General features: G+C 29.6%; 5 protein-coding genes. 3 read left to right on the top strand and 2 right to left on the bottom strand.

Annotation, left to right across the window (positions count from 1 at the left end; genetic code table 11):
* Positions 1-156: 156 nt before the first annotated feature.
* The 3 genes from Q0138_RS04505 to Q0138_RS04495 all read left to right on the top strand — a co-directional run bounded on the left by Q0138_RS04505 (position 157) and on the right by Q0138_RS04495 (position 3377).
* The gene (locus tag Q0138_RS04505; RefSeq protein WP_297981504.1) at positions 157-852 is read left to right on the top strand and encodes an endonuclease/exonuclease/phosphatase family protein; all 696 of its coding nucleotides are present in this window, start codon (positions 157-159) and stop codon (positions 850-852) included.
* Between the two features lie 452 nt (positions 853-1304).
* Entirely contained in the window at positions 1305-2798 is a 1494-nt protein-coding gene (locus tag Q0138_RS04500) for a DUF2779 domain-containing protein (protein ID WP_297981502.1), read from the top strand.
* A gap of 36 nt (positions 2799-2834) precedes the next feature.
* A complete protein-coding gene (locus Q0138_RS04495) occupies positions 2835-3377 on the top strand; it encodes a zinc ribbon domain-containing protein (protein ID WP_297981500.1) in 543 nt (180 codons plus the stop codon).
* An 82-nt stretch (positions 3378-3459) separates the two neighbouring features.
* On the opposite strand, the gene Q0138_RS04490 is transcribed toward Q0138_RS04495, so the two are convergent.
* Complete coding sequence (locus tag Q0138_RS04490) at positions 3460-3927, bottom strand: zinc-ribbon domain-containing protein (RefSeq protein ID WP_297981498.1); 468 nt, start codon at positions 3925-3927, stop codon at positions 3460-3462.
* Between the two features lie 84 nt (positions 3928-4011).
* Positions 4012-4428, bottom strand: a complete 417-nt coding sequence (locus Q0138_RS04485; protein ID WP_297981496.1) for a zinc ribbon domain-containing protein — start codon at positions 4426-4428, stop codon at positions 4012-4014.
* Between the last annotated feature and the right edge of the window lie 580 nt (positions 4429-5008).

The raw sequence follows: 5008 nt of genomic DNA, 5'->3' as shown, positions 1-5008 counted from the left end.
TGTGTATTGATGAATTCAATAGGATACTTTTTTTTAAAAATTAAATTGTATATGTGTATTGATGAATTCAATAGGATACTTTTTTTTAAAAATTAAATTGTATATGTATATTGATGAATTCAATACGATACTCTTTTTTGAAAATTAGGTGATATTATGAAGATTGTATCTTGGAATGCTAGCATGAGATTTAGGGACAAATGTGTTGATGTTTCAGAAGAATTTGATGCAGACATTTATGTTATATGCGAATGTGAAAATCCTGCAAAATCAAAATCCAAAAAGTATAATGAGTTTGCAACTAACTATGTATGGATTGGAGAAAACAAGAACAAAGGGCTTGGAATTTTTGCTAAGGATGGCATTAAACTGGAAAAACTTGAGAAATACTCTTGTGAAGATTTAAAATATTTTATTCCAGTTCTTGTTGATGACAAATTCAAGCTTTTGGGAGTATGGGCAATGGAACCATATGTAGAAATCTTGCATGATTATTATAATGCAAATAAGGAATTGTTTGATGAAAATCTGATTATGTGCGGTGATTTCAACAGTGATTTTAAGTTAGATTACCATCATCCTAAAAATAAAAACTTTGAAAGTTTTGTTAATATTCTTGAAGAAGATGATCTTGTAGACGCTTATCATGACAAAAATAAGGATGAAGAATGGGGAAAGGAATTAAATGCAACTTTCTTCCAAACAAAGAAGTTAAACTACCGTTTCCATTTGGATCATGTATTTTCAGCTCCAGGCATTGTTGATGAATTTGATATAATTGACAATGTTAAATGGATTAAATTAAGTGACCATTTGCCTTTGGTCTTTACAATAGACGAAAGCAAATTTTAGGAGGATTTTGACTGCTTGCAGTTAAGAATTCATTCTTTTATTTTTTTTAATTTTATTTCTTTTAGTTTGAAATCTTTTTAAATTTAAGATTTTTGTTTTATTTCTTTAAATATAGATTTTTTTAATGCAATTTTTTTCTAATTTATTTATTATTTTTTTTTAATTTTTCATAAATGTCAAGTTTTATTTAAAAAATGAATTAGTTTAAATATGATGATGTGTATTCATTTAATGAAAAAAAGTTCAAATTGAATTTTTATGAATTTTATTTAAAAATCTATTTAAAAATTAAAGAATTTTTATTAGCTTTCTAAAACTATTTTAAATTTAAATTTTTTTTTATTTAGCTTTCTAAAAACTAATTTAAAATTTAAATTTTTTTTATTTACTTGTCTAAAACTATTTAAAATTAAAATTTAAAATTAGTATTATAACTAGTTTAAGGGGATTGTATGAATAAAGTACATTTGTCAAAGTCAAAATATTGTAACTGTGTTCAATGTGAAAAGATGTTCTGGTTAAGCAAATATAAGCCTGAATGTGCAAGGCCGGAAGATAAGGAAACTATTTTTGAAAACGGCAGAAAGGTTGGAGAACTTGCAAAAGGCCTTTTTGGCGAATATGAAGACATTGAATTTGATCTTAATCTAAGCAATATGATTGAAAAAACAAATCAATTGCTTCCAAACAAGCCAAACATTATTACAGAGGCTTCCTTTAGCTATGATAATAATTTCTGCAGTGTTGACATTCTAAAAAACGATCTTGATGGAGTTGAAATCTATGAGGTTAAAAGCTCCACCTCAATCAAGGACATTTATCTGGATGATGCAGCATACCAATATTATGTATTGTCCAATCTTGGCTTAAACGTTAAGAAGGTTTTCCTTGTTTATGTAAACAATGAATATGTATTGGATGGTGAATTGGATATTAACGAATACTTTGTCATAGAGGATGTAAGTGATATTGCCCTTCTAAAACAGGATGAAATAAGACACAGAATTCAATTTATCAATGAGTATATGGAGAAATATGGTCCGGATAATGAGCCTCCAAAGGAATTGAGCATTGATTGCTTTAAGCCATATGGATGCGATTTCTGGCAGTACTGTTCAAGAAATCTTCCAAGCCCTAACATCTTTGACATCAGAGGCATGTATAACAGTACAAAGTTTAAAAAATATGCTGCAGGAAAGGTTTCATTTGAAGATTTGATAAGTGAAAGATTATCTCCCAAATATAAGGAGCAGGTTGATTTTGAATTAAATGACAGACCAGCCAAAATAGAAAGGGAAGCAATCAGGGACTTTTTAGACTCTCTCAAATATCCATTATACTTCATTGATTATGAATCATTCCAATGCCCAATACCTGAATATCAAATGACTAAGCCATATCAGCAGATACCCTTCCAATATTCATTGCATATAATCAGGGAGGAAGGGGCTCCAATAGAACATAAGGAATTTTTAGGGGATATTGATGATGAAAAGATTATTAGAAACTTTGCTGAAAGCATGATTTCTGATTTGGCTGAAGATGGAAGTGTAATAGTTTATAATCAGGTTTTTGAAAAGAGTGCTGTCAACAAAAAACTTGCAATCATGTTCCCGGACTTAAGTGATGAAATTGAAAGGATAAATTCAAACATTGCAGACATAATGGACATTTTTAAAAATAGAAATTATTACACTAAGGAAATGAAGGGATCCTATTCAATCAAATATGTATTGCCTGCATTATATCCAAATGATCCTGATTTGGATTACAGCAACTTGGATGAAGTGCATAATGGTGGTGAGGCATCAAAGACATTCTTAAGCTTGAAAGGCAAATCCTCAGAGGATCAGAAAAAGACTAGAAATAATCTGCTTGAATATTGTAAGCTTGACACCTGGGCAATGGTAAAACTCTGGGAGAAATTTAGAGAAGTACTTAGGTAAAAAAAGTTTTTAAATTATTAGAATGGTGGTGAAATAATGAAAAAATGTCCTGTTTGTGAAGCAGATATTGGGGAAGATGACGACTTCTGCAAAGGCTGTGGAACCAAACTAATTGAAACTGAAGAAAATACTGATATAGGCATGGAAATGCCTGAAGAGAACTTGACTATAGACAAGGATAGGATTATTCTTCTGGACTTGAACTACACATTGATAGCCAATTCAAAGGAGATATGGAATTATCCTCTTGATAAGAAAATAGCATCACAGAAATATGAAATGGATTTGATTGATCTTATCAAGGACAATTATGTGATTTTAATTACAGCAAGTCCAGACAAGCGTTCAGACAAAATCTTGAATGATTTAAAGGAAAAGACTGGATTCGTGCCTGACGAGTCATTTTGGAATTTCGGCAAAGAGCCTCCTGAACTCAAGAAGTACTGGATGGAAAAAGAAATCATTCCACAGCACGGCGATGATATGGATAAGTATCTGGCTATTGAATCCAATCCTAAAACTCGAAGAATGTATGAGAAAATGGGCATAGAAGCCAGACCAAAATGGGATTTCATTTAAATAAACTTTTTTTAGGAGAATGGATTATTCCATTTTCTCCTATTGATCTATTTAAGTTAATAAAATATTTTTTATTCAATAACTATCTGATTTTTCCAGACCAAATGCCATATCCGATAACTGTTTCTATAATAGTTGCTATTAATAGTGAAAATACTCCTATATCTAGTGAAGAGCTGCCAAATATCAAACCTATAATAGCATTCAAGAATGAAAATGCAATGAGTAATATTCCTTGAGTTTTAGATTCACTATTCTCTCTTGTCACTAGGTAAATACCTGTAATAAAACTTAGAATATTTGTTAAATAAAGGAAAACATACCCCAAAATAACTGCAGTTTTATTATCTTCAACCCCCCTTCTTCCACAATTTGAACAAAATTCTTGTCCAATAGGATTGATTGTACCACAGTTTTTGCAGGCAACTCCTCCAAATATTTCAGAATTATTTTTATTATGGATTGTTTGAACTTTTGCGCCGCATTTATCACAAAATTTTATATTTTCATCTATTATTTCATTGCCGCATTTATCACAAAATTTAGACATCATATCCCTCTCATATAAAGTTTCTGTTCTATAATTTCATCTTTATAATTTTTTTCTAAGGCCCCACAATTCATGATATTCAATTTAATTGTCCCCTACTTTGGAATATTCAAGTTGGGGAGTTTTTTTCATATCTTCTTCTTTTATGGTTGCCCCACATTCTGGACAAAATTTAGAATCTTTAAATAATCCCTGACCGCAATTTGTACAATATGAAACGACTTTTTCTGCATTACTGTTGCTACTGGAAGTAGTTGTTGATTGCCCGTTTGATAAAATAATTGTAACCACGTCATCGGAAGCAACTAAATAATAAATTATTGCAATTGGGAAAAGAAAGATAATTAAAATAATCAATAATCCAAGGCTGTAAGATTTTTTACCTAATATTGCAGTTCCATTGAAATTGCTTTTAATTTTATATCCTTGAGCAAGATACATTTGCATTTGCTGGTTGAATTCATTTTCATCTTTCACATTTATATTAATGGCAGATCCCAAAATAAAACCTCCTAAACATATATTATATTTTTTTTTGACGGATGAATCCGTTCCATTAATAGTTTTAAAATTCTATATATATATATATCGATTTTTTTTTCAGCTAAAATAATCTATTTCAGAACTTATTTTTTAATTTAAATAATTTTAAAGTCAAAAATGAATTTTTAATATTTTATTATGTGCTGCAAAGTATGAACATCGATTTTACTTTCCTTAATTTCCCAATGCTCTATAAATCTTTAAATATTAGCATTATAAAATTTTAATTAATTACTTTTTTAATGTGTTATGGCAAATTATAAGAATATCGATTTAATTAAGTTTTTGGGAATGTTAATATTAGCGATTGACTTGGGTTAATGTCCTAAATGGGGTAAAAGTTTAAGAGAAATTGGGGAATATCTGTATTGTGCTAGAAAAGCGAGGGAAAATAAGTCTGAACTGAAATGAATATTTTAGGAGCGCTGATAGTATCACAAGGATTTTACTCAAAAACAGCCATACAACAATTATCCGAGAACAAATCGTCAGGCCCCTAAATTATTTTTATTTTTTTTATTTTTTTAGGGTGTTCGCC

Origin of the sequence: uncultured Methanobrevibacter sp., from assembly GCF_937906425.1 — an archaeon.
Classification (GTDB): Archaea; Methanobacteriota; Methanobacteria; order Methanobacteriales; family Methanobacteriaceae; genus Methanobrevibacter.
This window is presented reverse-complemented; position numbering and strand designations above follow the sequence as displayed.